At 43.8% G+C, this 15,689-nt stretch carries 9 protein-coding genes, 3 tRNA genes and 1 other RNA gene; 7 read left to right on the top strand and 6 right to left on the bottom strand.

Annotated features, from left to right (window positions below; all coding sequences use genetic code 11):
* The first annotated feature begins 143 nt into the window (after nt 1–143).
* Nucleotides 144–495: RNase P RNA component class A (gene rnpB, locus I4V84_RS08815), an RNA gene on the top strand.
* 255 nt (nt 496–750) lie between these two features.
* Here rnpB and I4V84_RS08810 read toward each other — a convergent pair.
* The 3 genes from I4V84_RS08810 to I4V84_RS08800 form a co-directional block, all read right to left on the bottom strand.
* Complete coding sequence (locus tag I4V84_RS08810) at nt 751–1,188, bottom strand: aspartate carbamoyltransferase regulatory subunit (RefSeq protein ID WP_118578704.1); 438 nt, start codon at nt 1,186–1,188, stop codon at nt 751–753.
* The gene (pyrB, locus tag I4V84_RS08805) at nt 1,182–2,105 is read right to left on the bottom strand and encodes an aspartate carbamoyltransferase (protein ID WP_148462381.1); all 924 of its coding nucleotides are present in this window, start codon (nt 2,103–2,105) and stop codon (nt 1,182–1,184) included. The genes I4V84_RS08810 and pyrB overlap by 7 nt, the downstream gene beginning before the upstream one ends.
* Before the next feature lie 133 nt (nt 2,106–2,238).
* Entirely contained in the window at nt 2,239–2,628 is a 390-nt protein-coding gene (locus I4V84_RS08800; protein WP_195991653.1) for a hypothetical protein, read from the bottom strand.
* 114 nt (nt 2,629–2,742) lie between these two features.
* Between I4V84_RS08800 and I4V84_RS08795 the strand changes: the two genes are divergently transcribed.
* The 6 genes from I4V84_RS08795 (at nt 2,743) to I4V84_RS08770 (ending at nt 14,747) form a co-directional block, all read left to right on the top strand.
* Nucleotides 2,743–4,035, top strand: a complete 1,293-nt coding sequence (locus tag I4V84_RS08795) for a folylpolyglutamate synthase/dihydrofolate synthase family protein (protein ID WP_195991651.1) — start codon at nt 2,743–2,745, stop codon at nt 4,033–4,035.
* Nucleotides 4,036–4,164: 129 nt separating this feature from the next.
* Nucleotides 4,165–5,295, top strand: a complete 1,131-nt coding sequence (gene pheA, locus I4V84_RS08790; protein WP_148462375.1) for a prephenate dehydratase — start codon at nt 4,165–4,167, stop codon at nt 5,293–5,295.
* Nucleotides 5,296–5,518: 223 nt separating this feature from the next.
* Nucleotides 5,519–6,829 (top strand): ATP-binding protein, encoded by a 1,311-nt coding sequence (locus I4V84_RS08785; protein WP_195991649.1) that lies wholly within the window; start codon nt 5,519–5,521, stop codon nt 6,827–6,829.
* Between the two features lie 68 nt (nt 6,830–6,897).
* Complete coding sequence (locus tag I4V84_RS08780) at nt 6,898–8,433, top strand: HD domain-containing protein (RefSeq protein WP_148462372.1); 1,536 nt, start codon at nt 6,898–6,900, stop codon at nt 8,431–8,433.
* An 11-nt stretch (nt 8,434–8,444) separates the two neighbouring features.
* Complete coding sequence (locus I4V84_RS08775; protein ID WP_195991647.1) at nt 8,445–10,604, top strand: RNA degradosome polyphosphate kinase; 2,160 nt, start codon at nt 8,445–8,447, stop codon at nt 10,602–10,604.
* A 189-nt stretch (nt 10,605–10,793) separates the two neighbouring features.
* Complete coding sequence (locus I4V84_RS08770; RefSeq protein ID WP_195991645.1) at nt 10,794–14,747, top strand: Ig-like domain-containing protein; 3,954 nt, start codon at nt 10,794–10,796, stop codon at nt 14,745–14,747.
* A 163-nt stretch (nt 14,748–14,910) separates the two neighbouring features.
* On the opposite strand, the gene I4V84_RS08765 is transcribed toward I4V84_RS08770, so the two are convergent.
* The 3 genes from I4V84_RS08765 to I4V84_RS08755 form a co-directional block, all read right to left on the bottom strand.
* Nucleotides 14,911–14,982: transfer RNA gene (locus tag I4V84_RS08765), tRNA-Glu, on the bottom strand.
* A 48-nt stretch (nt 14,983–15,030) separates the two neighbouring features.
* Nucleotides 15,031–15,102, bottom strand: a tRNA-Glu gene (locus I4V84_RS08760).
* Between the two features lie 48 nt (nt 15,103–15,150).
* A tRNA-Glu gene (locus tag I4V84_RS08755) sits at nt 15,151–15,222 on the bottom strand.
* Between the last annotated feature and the right edge of the window lie 467 nt (nt 15,223–15,689).

Here is a 15,689-nt window from a genome sequence, read left to right as displayed (position 1 = left end):
CTGTTGATGGAAGCATTATACTACATTGGGACATTTTCCTTTATGGTATATTAGGACATTATCATAAATGGTTCATAGATTATTTGCAACGATTCAAATAACACTTTACATCTTATCACAATAATGTTAAAATAGCACTTGCGCAAGCAGGCCAGGTGATCGCGGCTGGACAGACGAAAGGGTTCAGACGAGGAAAGTCCGGGCTTCACAGGGCAGGATGCCGGATAACGTCCGGTGGAGGCGACTCCCAGACCAGTGCAACAGAAATAAACCGCCATGGCTTGCCATGGTAAGGGTGGAAAGGCAGTGTAAGAGACTACCGCCGTCCTGGTAACAGGCCGGGCACATGTAAACTCCATTCGAAGCAAGACCGAGCAGAAAGCGATACGGCGGCCCGTCGTGCTTTCAGGTAGGTCGCTTGAGCCTTTCGGCAACGGAAGGCCTAGACAGATGATCACTCAACGACATAACCCGGCTTATCGGTCTGCTTGCGTATTTAAGAATCGGATTGTATCATACAATGTGATATTTAACCTGAGAAGGTTCAGCACTGCTGGATTTTCCCAGGTTTTTTATATAATAGGAAATTACTCCGTAATGTTCCTATTACATAAAAACGCTCCGATACCAGGACCCAAAGGTCTTTTTCCACTCTCAAACACGCTTTAAGGCAAAAAAGTGGAAGCTGTATTCAGCTTCCACAATAAAATATCAATATTGTTATAAAAAACAATGATTTAGAGAGATAACTTATTTGTTTCTGTGACCAGAGTATTTCTCCTCACAATATTTACATCTGTAAACCTCATTCTCCTCATCAGCCAGAACAAACACCTGATCCAGTCCCTGCTCGATGGAAGTGATGCAGCGGGGATTCTTACATCTGATCACGTTTACAACCTGCTTCGGAAGACGAAGGTCTTTTTTCTCAACGATCTTCTCATCCTTAATAATATTTACGGTGATATTGTGATCAATGAAACCAAGGATATCCAGATCCAGATCTTCAATCGGGCACTCAACCTTGATGATGTCCTTTTTGCCCATCTTATTGCTCTTTGCGTTCTTGATGATCGCAACAGTACAATCAAGCTTGTCAAGCTTCAGGTCATGATAAATAGTCATAGCCTTGCCGGCTTTGATATGGTCTAATACGAAACCTTCACGAAGTGCTCCAACATTTAACATGGCAGTTCCACCTCCAATAATGTAAGAATCAGGGCCATACGAACATATACACCGTACTGGGCCTGTTTAAAGTATGCAGCTCTCGGATCGCTGTCCACTTCAACAGAAATTTCGTTAACACGAGGAAGCGGATGAAGAATGTACATGTCATCCTTTGCAAGGGAAAGCTTCTGCTTGTCCAGTATGTAGAAATCCTTCATACGAACATAATCTTCCTCATTGAAGAAACGCTCCTTCTGAACACGTGTCATGTAAAGAATATCAAGCTCCGGAATAGCATCCTCCAGACGTTCTACTTCTAGGAACTCGATGTTGTTCTTCTTCAGTACGTCTTCGCGGATGTAGCTTGGAATACGAAGCTCTTCCGGAGAAATCAGTACGAATTTAACATTGTTGTAGCGAACCAGTGCCTCGATCAGAGAGTGAACGGTACGTCCGAATTTCAGATCTCCGCACAGACCGATGGTAATGTTGTCAAGACGTCCCTTTAAGGAACGGATGGTAAGTAAGTCTGTAAGAGTCTGGGTTGGATGCTGATGACCACCGTCACCGGCATTGATAACAGGAATATTAGAAACCATAGAAGCTACCAGCGGAGCACCTTCTTTGGGATGACGCATAGCACAGATATCTGCATAGCAGGAAACAACACGAATGGTATCGGCAACAGTTTCCCCTTTCGCTGCGGAACTGGAATCTGCAGATGAGAAACCAAGAACCTTACCGCCAAGGTTCATCATAGCAGCTTCAAAACTGAGACGGGTGCGGGTACTTGGCTCATAGAAAAGTGTGGCAAGTCGTTTATCGTCACAGGTATGTGCGTATTTTTTGGGGTTTTTCTCAATATCGCTGGCAAGATCCAGAAGCTTCTCAAGCTCCGGAACACTAAGGTCCAGCGGACTCATTAAGTGTCTCATGATATACCTCCGTTATGAGTGTGTGGTTTTGGGGTAGAGTGTTACGGTTCACGAAAACTCTTTCAAAAAGGTTCTTCTGTGAGTGGTAACGCAAAATCTCTTCGACCTATCATATACTACTTGGAATGATTTTTCAAGAAGATTTTGTAAGTATTTTTTCGAAAAACAATCCAGTGAGAAACCAGACCGGGAGATAGTCCAGACGGATGACTCCTTTGTACTGATGGGGCACTCCGGAATAGTCCCAGGGGCACATGTGAAAAGCCTTCAGGATAGAACCGCTGGTAAATTCTGCCAGGTAAAATCCGGCAGTATAAAGGGAGCCGCGCAGAAGTGCCGGAAGTTTTTTCAGCTTTTGGTATACAGGCAGAATCAGGGATGCACAGCCATAAATGGGAAACATAAGAAGAGAGGTAGTGCCTTTCATGGAAGCATCTCCCCGGAGCAGGGAATGGAGCCCGGTCCAGAGAATCTCCAGACACAGGCCAGTAAAACCACAGAAGAGAAAAGGGTATTTTTTCATATGCTTGGTCTCCTTGGGTAAAATGATAAAAATAACATTCCCATTCTTGCTAAATTTATGCTGCAAGGTTATAATGGAGAGAAAAAGATATTTGATAAACGAGGAGCTTTTATTATGAACTATCAGGAATGTCGTGCATACATCGATGATTCGGCGAAATACGGTTCCGTGCTGGGGCTTGATAATATGCGTGAAATGCTGGACCGGCTTGGAAATCCACAGGATGCAGTCCCTTATGTTCACGTAGCCGGAACCAATGGAAAGGGTTCAGTGATTGCATATTTATACACCACTCTTACCCGGGCAGGCTATAAAGTGGGCAGATACATATCTCCAACTCTTTATTCTTACAGAGAACGTCTTGAGATTGCCGGTGAGAAGATCTCACAGGAAGCTTTTGCAAAGTATGTGACAGAAATTTCCAGGTCAATTGACCAGATGACAGCGGTTGGCATGAATCATCCTACCCCTTTTGAGATTGAGACTGCAGCAGCGTTTTTGTATTTTAAGGAAGAAAATTGTGATCTGGTCCTTCTGGAGACCGGAATGGGCGGCAATCTGGATGCCACCAATATTGTGAAGAATACCAAACTGGCTGTGCTGGTTTCCATCAGCATGGATCATATGTCATTTCTTGGAAATACCCTTGGAGAAATCGCAGAGAAGAAGGCTGGAATTATCAAACCTGGCTGCCGGGTTGTGACCACAAAGCAGAAGCCGGAAGCGGCACAGGTGATTGCAGATACCTGCAACAAGCTTCATGTACCCTGTGTGGTATCTGACCCTGATGAGGCTGTTTTGGAAAAAGAGAGCGTATTCGGTCAGACCTTTTCTTATAAAGGAGAGGAATTTGCAATTTCCCTTGCCGGTGTTTACCAGAAAGAAAATGCAGTGCTGGCATTAAACGCCCTTGAAGAACTGGACAGACTTGGCTGGACTACTACCATGGAACAGCGGAAGGACGGTCTTCTCCACACAAGCTGGAAGGGAAGATTTACGGTTATCAATAAAAAGCCTCTTTTTATTGTAGACGGCGCCCACAATGCCGGAGCAGCCGACAAGATGGCAGAATCTATCCGACACTATTTTAATGGAAAAAAACTGATCTACATTATGGGTGTTTTTGCAGACAAGGAATATAAGATTGTCCTTGAAAAAACAGCTCATTTTGCGGAAAAAATCTATACCATAGAGACACCGGATAATCCCCGTGCACTGCCGGCAGAGGAACTGGCGAAGGCGGCAAGGGTATATAATTCCAGTGCCGAAAGTACAAAGAGCATAAAAGATGCTGTAGAAAAGGCGTTTTCCTGTGCAGGAGATGACGAGAACAGTGTGATTCTGGCATTTGGTTCACTTTCCTTTATTGGAGCGCTTACAGATGCGGTGGAAGAATATGTCGGATAAGTGTCAGGTACTGAAATGGCAGCGTGTTACTGGTCACGGAGTGAACAGTAATGGCAGTACATTGTGGAAATTGAAGTGTGCAGCAGCTGAATTTGCATGATTAAATACAAAAACTGGAGAGAAAACAATATGACAGATTTGCAGGAATGCAGACGAAAAATAGATGAAATTGACAATCAGATGGTGGAACTTTTTGAGAAGCGGATGAAGGTCTGCGAAGAGGTTGCAGAGTATAAGATCCATACCGGAAAGAAAGTGCTGGATCCGGAGAGAGAGCATGCCAAACTGGAAGAGATCAGGAAAAAAGCGCACGGTGAGTTCAACGAACTTGGAGCCCAGGAGCTTTTTCAGCAGATCATGGCCATCAGCAGAAAGCGTCAGTATCAGCTTCTCACCGAATATGGTCCGAAAGAAAAGGAAGACTTCCAAATGGTGGAGCAGCTTCCCAGAAATAATGTGACTGTTGTTTTCCAGGGGGTAGAGGGCGCCTACAGCTATGGAGCCATGCGCGCCTACTTTCAGGAAGACATTAAGAGCTATCATGTGAAGCTGTTCCGGGATGCCATGGAAGAAGTTGCAGCAGGAAGAGCAGATTACGCAGTCCTTCCTATTGAAAATTCCACAGCTGGGATTGTGACAGATATTTATGACCTTTTGACAGAATATAATCTGTTTATCGTGGGAGAGCAGATCCTGAAGGTTGAGCATGTGCTGCTTGGCCTGCAGGAGGCTGAGCTTTCCGATATTGCCGGGGTATATTCCCATCCTCAGGGGCTCGCCCAGTGTAAGGAATATCTGGAAGAGCATAGAGATTGGAAAACCACAGCAGTAACCAACACCGCCGCAGCGGCCAAAAAGGTCAGCGCAGATCAGGATAAGACTCACGCAGCGATTGCCAGCAGGGCTGCCGGAGAGATTTACAATCTGAAGGTTCTGGCAGAGAATATCTGCAAAAATGACAGCAATGTGACCAGATTTATTATTCTGGCAAAGAAACCGGTTTATGAGAATAACAGCTCCAGGATCAGTGTATGCTTCGAGGCACGTCATGCAAGCGGAACTCTTTACAATGTACTTTCCCATATGATCTATAATGGTCTGAATATGACCAAGATCGAGTCCCGGCCTATTCCGGGAAAAACCTGGGAATACCGTTTCTTCGTGGACTTCGAGGGAAATCTGCGGGACAGCGCGGTAAAGAATGCATTGCGGGGCATGGAAGCAGAGACCAGCTATTTGAAAATTCTGGGCAATTATTAAGATTATAGCTGCGAAGGCAGAGAGTGGCAGCAATTTCATTTATTGTTAAAATTAACCAAAGAATTTAAGAAGATTTTATCTGTTTTTAATATAAGAAAAGTAGAATGAAAAACGGTGCGAGTGCGTGAGCTTGTATATCCGAAAGTGTGCTGTTATGAATTGTGCGGACGGCAAAAAGGAGAAGAGACACGTAAATGCGTCATGGAATTGAGAGGAAACAAAAATGGCAAGAATAGAAGAATGTATCCTTTACCGCAATTTCGACAACGGTGAGGTACTGGACATAATGACATCACTGATGAACAGCTATGAGGCTGGTGAAGAAGGCTTTGAGAATCGGAAAGAGGAATTTTTCCATATGGCAGGAAGCCTGGTGGAAATGGCAGGAATGTATGGGTTTTCCGGGAATCTGTGGCACACTTATCTGACACAGCTTCTGGTCAATCACGAGAATGCATTCAGTACCGCTTCCGAGATCAGAGGGGCAGTGGAGGGAAGCATTAACCATCTGGCTCTTCATGATTTTGGAATTTTCAAAGAACTTTATGACTTTGATCTTGCTGTTTTTGACAGTGCGTTTGGAACAGACTGTGCTGATTTTCTCTGTAATTATGTGAATACAGGATGCAACAGCAAGGTATACAACCAGCGTATCTGCGACAGAATCTGTGATATGAGCAAAACACTGGCAGAGGCTTCTACAGTGGAAGAGTTTATGGCAGATATGGTGCAGTTCTACAAAGATTTCGGCGTAGGTAAGCTGGGATTGAACAAGGCATTTCGTATTGAGCATGGCAAGGATGGCAAGCCGGTGATCGCACCGATTACCAGAATCGCCCATGTGAATCTGGATGATCTGGTTGGATATGAAATACCCAAGCAGAAACTGATCGAGAACACGGAGGCTTTTGTAAGAGGAAGAAAGGCCAACAACTGCCTGCTTTTTGGTGATGCAGGAACTGGTAAATCTTCCAGTATCAAAGGTATCCTGAACCGTTATTATGACGAAGGACTTCGTATTATCGAGGTGTACAAGCACCAGTTCCAGGATCTGAATGATGTGATCGCACAGATCAAAAACCGTAATTACAAATTTATTCTTTATATGGATGATCTTTCCTTTGAGGAATTTGAAATCGAATATAAATATCTGAAAGCAGTGATCGAGGGCGGTCTTGAGAAAAAGCCGGACAACATCCTGATCTATGCAACCAGCAACAGACGTCATCTTGTTCGGGAGAAATCCGGGGATAAGCTGGAGGTGGCAGACGATGAAGATCTGCATTCCTCCGATACTGTGCAGGAGAAGCTTTCTCTGGTTTACCGTTTTGGCGTGCGTATTTATTTTGGTGCACCGAATAAGAAGGAATTCCAGAATATTGTTACTACACTTGCAGAGCGCTATGGTGTTACAATGCCTGCAGAGGAGCTTCTGATGAAGGCAAACGCCTGGGAGCTTTCTCACGGCGGTCTCACTGGAAGAACGGCGCAGCAGTTTATTGATCATGTTCTGGGAACAAGTGAGGAACAGTAAAAGAATACCAGAGATTATCTGAAATTTATGTCTGGAATGATTTAATCCTTGGCAGGAGGGAAAAACGTATGGCAGTGACCACATTTGCGGCAATTGATATCAGTTCCTATGAGATCACCATGAAAATTTTTGAATTTTCCAAAAAGGGTGGTTTCCGGACTGTGGACGATATCCGGTATCGTCTGAATCTTGGAGTAGGGGTATATTCCGGCGGAACCATGGAAGTGGATAAGGTAGATACTATTTGTGAAGTACTTAACGACTTTAAGAGGATCATGGCAGAGTACGGTGTGAAAGACTACCGCGCCTGTACCACAAGTGTTTTCCGTGAGATGAAGAATCCGCTGATTATCATTGAACAGATTTTCAGAAGAACCGGAATTCATGTGGAGGTTTTAAGCAATGCCGAGCAGCATTTTCTGGGCTATAAATCTATTGCGGCCATTGAGAATGGCTTTAAGAAAATGATCCAGAAAGGAACCGCTATTCTGGATGTGGGCGGTGGAAACCTGCAGATTTCCCTGTTTGACAAAGATGCGCTTGTAACCACCCAGAGCCTGAAAATGGGAAGCGTGCGTATCCGCCAACGTCTGAAGGAGCTGGAGAAAACCAATACGAATTATGCACAGCTGGTGGAGGAGTTTATCCGTAATGACCTGACCGGGTTTAAGCGTCTTTATCTGAAAGACCGCGAGATAAAGAATTTGATCCTTATGGGGGATTTTCTTACTGAGACTATTTTCCGTGAGGAGAGACAGGATAACATTATTACACGGGCTGAATTCGAGAAGCGGTATGAGAATACGGTTTATAAGACCGAGACTTCACTGTCAGAGGAAATGGATATTGATCCGGAGTATGCCGCTTTGATCGTGCCAACTATGGTTATCTGTAAAGATTTTATGGATCTTTTCAATGCAGAAGCGCTTTGGATGCCAGGTGTATCTCTTCTTGATGGCATTGCCTATGATTTCGGGGAAAAGAAGAATTTTATTAAGAGCGCACACAATTTTGAAAATGATATTCTGGTGGCAGCCAGAAACATTGCCAAACGTTATTCTACTGGAAAGGATCATATTAAGGGCACTACCGACCTTGCCCTGGCGATTTTTGACAGCATGAAGAAAGTGCACGGAATGGGAGACAGAGAGCGTCTGCTTCTTCAGATCGCAGTGCAGCTTCATGACTGTGGCAAATATATCAGCATGGGAGATGTGGCAGAGTGTTCCTATCAGATCATTATGGCTACGGAGATCATCGGACTTTCCACAGAAGAACGTCAGATCATCGCAAATGCGGTGCGCTACAATACCACAGAATTTGTTTATTACAGCGAGATCGCAGGAGAGGTCGGAATGGATCGTTCCGTATATCTTCTGATCGCCAAGCTGACTGCAATTCTTCGTATTGCAAATGCCATGGATCGCAGTCATTATCAGAAGGTAAAGAATATGAAGGCTATGCTGAAGGACAGAACTCTGCTTCTTACAGTTGATTCTGAGCAGGATATCTCCCTGGAACTTGGACTTCTTATGGATAAAGTTGAATTTTTTGAAGAGGTATTTGGTATCCGTCTGGTATTCAGACGTAAGAGAAAAGTGTGAGGAGGGGCACAATGGATCTGAAAAATTTTGAAAAACCGGAGTATTTTGTGAACAGGGAGTTGAGCTGGCTGAAGTTTGACGACCGTGTTCTTTCAGAAGCAAGAGATAAAAGTCTGCCATTGTTTGAAAGACTGAAATTTACCAGCATTGTATCTTCCAATCTGGATGAGTTTTACATGGTTCGTGTGGCTTCTCTGAAGGACCAGGTTCATGCCGGCTATGAGAAAACAGATATTGCAGGAATGGGACCAAAAGAGCAGCTGAAGGAGATCAGTGTCCAGACACATGAACTCGTCCGTTCCCAGTACAGCACTCTGAACCGTTCCCTTCTTCCGGCGCTGGAGAAGGTAGGACTTCACCTGGTGATGGAGCATGAGAAATTAAACGAAGAACAGCAGGAGTATGTGGACCGTTATTTCGAGGATAATGTTTATCCGGTTCTTACTCCTATGGCAATGGATTCTTCCAGACCTTTCCCGTTGATTCGAAATAAGACATTGAATATTGGCGCCTTGATTTCCAAGAAGGATAAGAAAAAGGGCAAGGATGTACTGGTATTTGCCACTGTCCAGGTGCCGTCTGTACTGCCGCGTGTGGTTGTCATTCCATCCGGGAATAAAGAGGACACTACTGTGATCCTTCTGGAGGAGATTATCGAGCGCAATATTGACAAGCTTTTCCTTGGATATGATGTGGTTTGTGCACATCCTTACCGTATTATGAGAAATGCGGATCTTTCCATAGATGAGGATGGGGCGGAGGATCTTCTGGTGGAAATCCAGAAGCAGCTGAAGAAGCGCCAGTGGGGTGAGGTGATCCGCCTGGAAGTGGAGGATAAAACGGACTCCAGACTTCTTGGCATTCTGAAAAAGGAATTTGACATTAAAGAAGAGGATATTTTCTATATTAACGGACCACTGGATCTTACCATGCTGATGAAGGTTTATGGACAGGATGGCTTTGAGCAGTACAAAGAGCCGAAATATACCCCTGCTGTGGTGCCTGCATTTGCAGATACCAGCAAGGATATTTTTCAGGTGATCCGTGAGGGCGATGTATTCTTACACCACCCATATATGAGCTTTGATCCGGTGGTAAATTTTGTACGCCAGGCGGCGAAGGATCCGGATGTACTTGCGATTAAGCAGACGTTGTACCGTGTCAGCGGAAATTCCCCGATCATTGCAGCACTTGCTCAGGCAGCGGAGAATGGCAAACAGGTTTCGGTTCTGGTAGAGCTGAAGGCACGTTTTGATGAGGAACACAATATTGTGTGGGCAAAAATGCTGGAAAAAGCAGGCTGTCATGTTATTTATGGTCTGGTTGGCCTGAAAACACACAGTAAGATTACTTTGGTGGTTCGCCGTGAGGACACCGGAATCCGCCGTTATGTCCATCTGGCAACTGGTAACTATAACGACTCCACTGCAAAGCTTTATACGGACTGCGGCATTTTTACCTGTGACGAGCGCTTCGGCGAGGATGCAACTGCAGTGTTTAACATGCTTTCCGGATATTCTGAGCCAAAGAACTGGAACCGTCTGATTGTGGCACCAATCTGGATGAAGGATCGTTTCCTGAAGCTGATCGAGAGAGAGGCAGAGCACGCGAAGAAAGGAATGTCGGCTATGATCGTAGCGAAGATGAACTCTCTTTGTGATCCGAAAATCATTGCAGCTCTTTATCATGCATCCTCCTGTGGCGTGCAGATTTACCTGCTGATCCGAGGCATCTGCTGTCTGAGAGTGGGAATCCCGGGTGTGAGCGAGAATATCCATGTACGTTCCATTGTAGGAAACTTCCTGGAGCACAGCCGTATCTTCTATTTCCACAATAATGGCAGCGATGAGATTTATATGGGAAGTGCGGACTGGATGCCTCGTAATCTGGATCGCCGTGTGGAGATCGTTTTCCCGGTTGAGGACGAGCAGATCAAGAATGAGATCAAGCATGTTCTGGATCTGGAATTCCGTGATAATGTGAAAGCCCATATTCTCCAGCCGGATGGAACCTATGAGAAGCAGGACAAGAGGGGCAAGCTTCTGATCAATTCCCAGATGGAATTTTGCAGGGAAGCCACTGAGAAAGCAGAAGCGTTAAAGAAAAAAGAGAAACATGAAAATTCCAGAGTCTTCATCCCGGCAGAACCGGCTGAGGATGTGGAAGTGTAAGAAAGTGAATTAGGAAAAATAAGGAAAGCCGCTGTATTGTGATGTGAGATTACAATATGGCGGCTTCTTTCTTTTGTCTACAAAATTTAACCAAAATGTACTTGAAATAGAAGAAAGAATATTTTATTATTAAATTAGTCCAGTTTATCGCGGTAAACCGGAAAAATATTTTAACGAAGGAGGAGCATTATGAGTAAGAAAATGTGGAAAAAGCTTTCTGCACTTTTGCTTATGGTTGTTATGGTGCTGACTATGAGCCTTTCGGTTCAGGCAGCAGCCGTAAAAATGAATAAGGCAAAAGCAACCCTGTATCCAGGCCAAAAAGTTACACTCAAGGTTACAGGAACCAGCAAAAAAGCAAAATGGTCCAGCTCAAATGCAAAAGTAGCAAAAGTAAGCAAAGGTAAAGTTACCGCAGTGAAAAAAGGTAAGGCTACGATCAAAGCCAAAGTAGGAAAGAAAACCTATACCTGTAAGATTACGGTAAAAGCACCGGCTCTGAGCCAGAAAAAGCTGAATGTAACAGTTGGCTCAAAAGCAACTGTAAAGCTGAATGGAACAAAGATCAAATCTGTATCCAGCAGTAATAAGAAAGTTGCGACTGTTACCAAAAAAGGTGTGATCACAGGTAAAAAGACAGGAAAATGCACCGTTACATTTAAGGGCGCGAATGGAAAAAGCTACAAATGCACAGTAACTGTCAGCGTAGCACCAACTGCAACCCCGGCACCAACCGCAACTCCAGTGCCAACTGCGACTCCGGCACCAACCGCAACTCCGGCGCCAACTGCAACCCCGGCACCGACTGCGACTCCAGTGCCGACTGCGACCCCGGCACCAACTGCAACTCCAACCCCTACTCCAATTACTCAGCAGGTGGTTTCCACTCAGGCTGAACTGAATGCAGCACTCGCTTCACCGAATCCGGATTTGAAAGAAGTAGTAATTGAGCAGAGCGGAGCAAGCAGCTTCGAAATTCCAAAGGAAGACAAGTCTGATTTAACACTTGTAGTAAATGCACCAAACGGCGAAGTTGTCAACAATGGTAATTTCAAAGAAATTGTAATCAAAGCAATTGCATCCAATACCTTTATTGAGAAAGCAACCGGTAACAACATTATATTCCAGGCAGCAACCGGACGTGTGGCAATTGATGAAGGCGCAAGCGCAAACATTGAAGTAAACAAAGGCGAGTCCGAAGCACCAAAGCTTGATCTGGTAAATAACGGAACTGTATCCGAACTTACCCTGTCCACAAAGGCAGATGTAAATGTATCCGGCAAAAACACCGCAGCAGCAATCCCTGTTACCAGTACGGCTTCAGCAGGCGGAAGTACTATTTCCACCAGCCAGAACCTGAACCTGAAAGCAGAGAGCAAGGTTGAACTGACTCTGAACGCAGGTGCAGAAAATACAACTGCGACCGTATCAGATGCAGCCAACATTCCAGATGTAAAGGGGCTTGGAAAAGTACCGGTAAAAGATTCTGATTCTGGTAAGATTCTGGATACTGTAGTGGCAGAGAAAGATGAAACTGTAAAAGTTAATAAGGTTTCTGTAAGTGGTAAAGTAGTAACGTCAGAGGACAAGGCACCGTTTGCTGGTGCTTCTGTATACCTGTTAAACTATGCGGCAGGAATCAACAAAGGAAATGTTTCCCAGTACCTGACAGAAGAAAATAAAGTAGCAGATACCACTGAAGATGGAACATACGCGTTTGAAGCAGAATGGGGAAATTACTGGTTTGTAGTGAAGGCGGAAGGATATCGCACAGTACTTCAGACTGTAGAAATCACAAGTGCTTATGAAAATGCATTCAGCAACGAACAGGTAGAACTTGTTGCAGGTGAAGATGATGCAACTGGTAATATTGAACTTACTCTTGTAGATGCAGCAACCGGAGATGCTATTGATTATGCAGTTGCCCTGGAGATTCGTGAAGGAGCAAATAACGTATCCGGTAACATTTTGAAAGAGATTGCAGTAGAGGCTTCTGCAAACGGAAAATGTGCAATTGAAGAGCTTCCGATTGGCTCCTATACCATTCAGGTAGTATCTGCTGATGCGAAATCTGAAATTGTAGCAGCACCGTTTAGTGTAACTGTAACAGCTGGACAGACTATAACCAAGACTTTCTCTGTTACAAGAATCATCAATGATGACCAGATCCGTTTCGTCTTAAGATGGGGTGATGAAGAGTCTGGTGCACCGTCTGACCTGGATTCCCATCTGGTAGGACCGAGAGCAAAGGGAATCGGAAACTTCCATACTTATTACAGTGATGAGACATACGGAGAATATGATGGCGAAGACAGTTATGTAAAATATGCAGATCTGGATGTAGATGATACGACCTGGGAAGGACCAGAGACAACAACCATTTACAAACAGACCGCAGGAACCTATCGTTTCTACATTTATGATTTTTCAGATCAGTCAGATGAAGAGAGCAAGAATATGTCTGATAAGTCTGGTGCGATTGTTACGGTTTACAGGGGAAGCACCCTTCTGAATACGTTTAGTGTACCGACAGGTCAGTCTGGAAATCTGTGGCATGTATGCGATTATGATTCTGTTACAGGCAGAGTAACCAGTGTTAATACAGTTGGTTACTGGCCAGATGACGGAAGCAGTACTGTTGGTATGTCTGAAGAGGAAGTGTTGAAAGCTTCATTACAGCGGAAAATTGACATGTTAACGGACTATGCAAATGTTCTTGTAGATAATGAATATAAGACAAATATGCTGGCATTGCTTTCTGAGGCTGAGAAATTGAATACTTCAGAAGAAATGAAGGAAATGATTTCAAAATTAGATGACGTGTTAGAGATCATTAATCATTTTGGCTCTATAGAAGAGGTAATGGTTGATGGCGTTTATGCCAATTATTCCAGTCGCAATGAAGGTGAATATGATCTTGAAACAGGCATAACTATATCTGGAAAGAGTGAAACTCTTGGAGAGCTTACTGTTACATTCTGGAGAGGCGACAATGAAAACTTCAATACTCAGATCGAAGATGTAACAGGAGAAGAGTATGTAAAGAGAATTACTGTTACAGATTCTATAAGTGGCGCTGCCAGAATCTGGAAAGTATATTATCAGCTTGATTATAGTGATCTTTTCAGAATTAGTCCGGAAGATATTACAGGTCCTATGGTGACACGTGCAGAGGTTAGTAGTTGGAGTAAAAGTGGAATGATTAACATTTATTTCCTTGAAAATTCCAATCATGACTTTACAATAAAAACTGCTGATAATATTACTTATACGGTAAATACAGATACAGAAGCATATGATTATGATGCAGAAGTCATAATGACATGCGGAGATAAAACGTACAGTTACATTGTAAACTATATTACAGACACAAGGGTTACAACACCTGACCGGATTTACGGTGCAGGAATTCTGCAATATACACTGGACATGGATGAGAAGACGATTACAGTGATGGGAACAGCAGAGAGCTTGCAGGATATGATCGTTGAATCCGATGATGAAAATAAAGTTGCAGAACTTCAAAAAGATGAACAAGGTAACATAATTGGCGTTACAATGACAAATAAGAGGGTTAATGTAACGGAGGTTTATTCTGTTAAGTATCTGAAGTATGAGGCACCTGTTGTTGAGTGCGATAAGGAATACACTGTTTCCCTTGATCGGGATTCCGTTCAGTATTTCACATTTGTACCGGAGAAATCAGGCTATTATGATTTAAGAAATACAAACACTACAAGAGACTCCTGGTATAGTAATGTAGATATTTATGTGTACAGAGATTCAAAGTATGTTGAGCATAATGCTAATGGTTATTTGGAAGATGTTTACCTGGAAGGTGGAGAGACCTATTACTTCGAACTGAGTCAGTATGAAGGTGATAATTTCTCGATTACATTTAAAGTAACATACATATCTGATTATGATGAGGATGAACTTTCCTTACCAGAATCCGATGGCTTCGCCGACGAAACCACAGCAGCCGACACCGAAGCAGCCACATTTGGTGACGAAAGCTTCGTAGAAGAAAGCGAAACTGCTCCAGAAGCGGATGGCTTCACAGCAGAGGGTGGCTTCGAGGAAAGCACAGAAGAAAATGCAGAAGCTGACGCCGATGCACTTGCGTTCGAGGATTTTCAGTAAAAAATTAAGATTCTGACTGCCTAAGGTCTGAATCCAGACGCCGCAAGGTTGACGAAAAAAGTCGCTTTGCGGCGTCTTTTTGCACAAAAAGAGAAGGCATAACCCAGGCAGGAATATATTCAAACAACAAAAAAAACTTCCGAATCACTTCGGAAGTTTCTAGCAGCCAGTACGAGAATCGAACTCGTGTTTTCGCCGTGAGAGGGCGACGTCTTAACCCCTTGACCAACTGGCCATGTAAGCGGTATGCTTAACATATATATTCAATTTGTAGAAAACAGAGCAGCCAGTACGAGAATCGAACTCGTGTTTTCGCCGTGAGAGGGCGACGTCTTAACCCCTTGACCAACTGGCCATGTAAGCGGTTCGCTTAACATATGTATTCAATTTGTCGAAAATAAAGCAGCCAGTACGAGAATCGAACTCGTGTTTTCGCCGTGAGAGGGCGACGTCTTAACCCCTTGACCAACTGGCCTTGTCAACCGACTCGCTTAGTATATCTTACTTTGCAGGAGAATGCAAGCACTTTTTTTATTTTTTTTGCGAAAAATTGAAAAACTCCGAAAAAAGCCAGGAAATAAGCGGGTTCGCGGTGTCAAAAAAATTTTGAACAAAATAGAAAAACCAAATTTTACTTGCAAAAATACCATAAACTGGGGTATGATATAGAACGAATGTTTGAACAGAAGATAAGAATGGAAAAGAAGCGGACGTATTGTCCGCTTTTCACAACCATTGGAATAAATGCTGAAGCCCAGACAGTGCATCATGAAATGTAGAGCTGTAAATGAAATGAGCAGTTGTTTCGTGCACTTACAAGTTGATTCCTCGAACAATCCTGTCGGTACACTGGATGCATAAAAGAAGAATATGGGACAGCAGAGCCTGAAGTTACTGTTCACTGGTAACAGTCTGAATGATAGTAAGAAAGGAATTAACACC

Source organism: Ruminococcus sp. 1001713B170207_170306_F1 (genome assembly GCF_015668065.1).
GTDB classification, from domain to species: domain Bacteria; phylum Bacillota; class Clostridia; order Lachnospirales; family Lachnospiraceae; genus Blautia_A; species Blautia_A faecis.
This window is presented reverse-complemented; position numbering and strand designations above follow the sequence as displayed.